3 protein-coding genes are annotated in these 1,851 nt (G+C 44.8%); all 3 read left to right on the forward strand.

The genetic code is table 11. The annotated features are described in order from the left end of the window. Positions 1-905 (forward strand): RHS repeat-associated core domain-containing protein (locus BQ8005_RS17480; protein ID WP_317044848.1); only part of this gene is annotated, 905 nt, incomplete at its 5' end. 8 nt (positions 906-913) lie between these two features. After that, complete coding sequence (locus BQ8005_RS16720; RefSeq protein WP_075319329.1) at positions 914-1,366, forward strand: hypothetical protein; 453 nt, start codon at positions 914-916, stop codon at positions 1,364-1,366. Positions 1,367-1,454: 88 nt separating this feature from the next. Further along, positions 1,455-1,851, forward strand: a 397-nt coding sequence (locus BQ8005_RS17780; RefSeq protein ID WP_234984105.1) for a hypothetical protein, incomplete at its 3' end; no start/stop codon positions are given.

Genomic DNA, 1,851 nt, shown 5'->3' on the forward strand with positions numbered 1-1,851 from the left:
ATCAGGGGAACAACCGGGTGGTGCTGAATCAGAACGGTACGGTAGAGGAGGTGAACCATTACTATCCCTTCGGAGGACTGTTTGCTTCGTCAAACAACGTTCAGCCTTACAAGTACAACGGGAAGGAGCTGGACACGAAGAACGGTCTGAACTGGTACGACTACGGGGCACGCATGTATGACCCGGCGTTGGGAAGGTTTACGACGGTGGATCCATCTTCTGAATCTTATTACAATTCAAGTCCATATGCGTACTGTGGAAATGAACCTGTAGGGCGTGTAGATCCTGATGGAAAAGATTGGCGCATACAAACCTATTACAACAAGGAGACTGGTAAAATGGAATACAAAATAACAGTCAGAGCGGTTCTGATAAACAATTCCAGTAATCAGGAACTTGATATGAAAGGATTGACTGAAAAGATTGTAAATCAGGTAAATGATGCGTATACGACTTCTGGCGATAACTTTACTTCAACAATGAACCTGCAATTGAGGACTGTCAGTTCCGTGGATGATATAAAGGACTATGAACATGTCTTTCAGATCGTAGATCAAGATCAGTTGACAAAAAAGAAAGGTAGTGTAGTTATGGCTGAGACTTACATGAATAGCTTAGACATAAGAGTGGGAACAAATACGGTCTCCAATATGCAGAATAATGATGATAATCGGACTTTCGCCCATGAACTCGGACATTCGGGAGGGTTGGAGCATACAATGGATGCGAAGAACCTGATGACGCAAAAAATTATAGTTCAGAGGGGAAAGGAAAACTATCTCAAGGCGACTCAGTTGGATCGTTCCCAAATACAAGCCATTCGGGATAATTATATCCATAAGAAGTTGAATCGACATATACCAGATTGGAGACAAAAGATTAAAAATGAAATAATGAATAAATAAGTAGTGAGATGAAAACACGTATATTCATTTTTCTAAGTCTGCTTGCTTTGCTTGCGGGATGCTTGGATCGTTCTATTCCCTCAAATGATTTTATCATTCGAGTATTTACAGATTTTAAAAAACGTACCGGCAAAGACTCCGTGCAATGCTGGGTAAACGATACTCTTGTATTTGATAGTCTGTATGTAAACATGTCGGATGATCAAAATCTGATATATTATGATGATTGGCTTGGAATGGAAGTTGCCAGTTTTGACAAGAAAGGGTATGACAGCATAAAAATAAGGATACGTGTTACGTCTTTAGACACTGTGTTATATTGTGGGAGAAGAACGATAGATAGTACATTCCGGTATCGGATTGACAATATCCCCAGTATCGTCATTTCATGTGATCCCAACGTTGGTATTCTGTTATGGGATACTTTGCGTACCCCAGATTATTTCTGGCTTGAATGGTAATTCGCGTGTCTAATCAGTTTATTTAATAAATCACTGAGAGATATGCATTAGTAAAAGCAATTCTTGATTCAGTAGTCTGTTTCAAGGATTGCTTTTTTATTTGTCTATCAGTTACGCGGCCGACGCCTCGACCGCCCGCGGCTACAGCCTCCGCTCCGTTGAGGAGAGCACGGACGGCTCGGGCGGCACGTTCCGCACGGTTGAGAGCTACTCTTCGTACCTTCCCTGCGGCAAACCCTGCCAGGTGACCTCGGCTGACGGTACGGTGACCTCTCTGCTGTGGTCGCACGGGGGTAAGCACCTGCTTGCCTCCGCGCGCAACCTCCCTCTCTCTGTGCTGACCTCCGCCGGGCTTTCCCCTTCGGAACTGAGCGAGTCTCAGAGTGTTCCCGAAAGCGTCTACACCCTGCTCGACGGCCTGCGCTCGTCTCATCCCGAGGCCCAGTTGGAATACTGGCGTTACGATGCGCACGTGGGTCCTACGG

The sequence above is a fragment of the Bacteroides togonis genome, assembly GCF_900130135.1.
Taxonomy (GTDB): domain Bacteria; phylum Bacteroidota; class Bacteroidia; order Bacteroidales; family Bacteroidaceae; genus Bacteroides; species Bacteroides pullorum.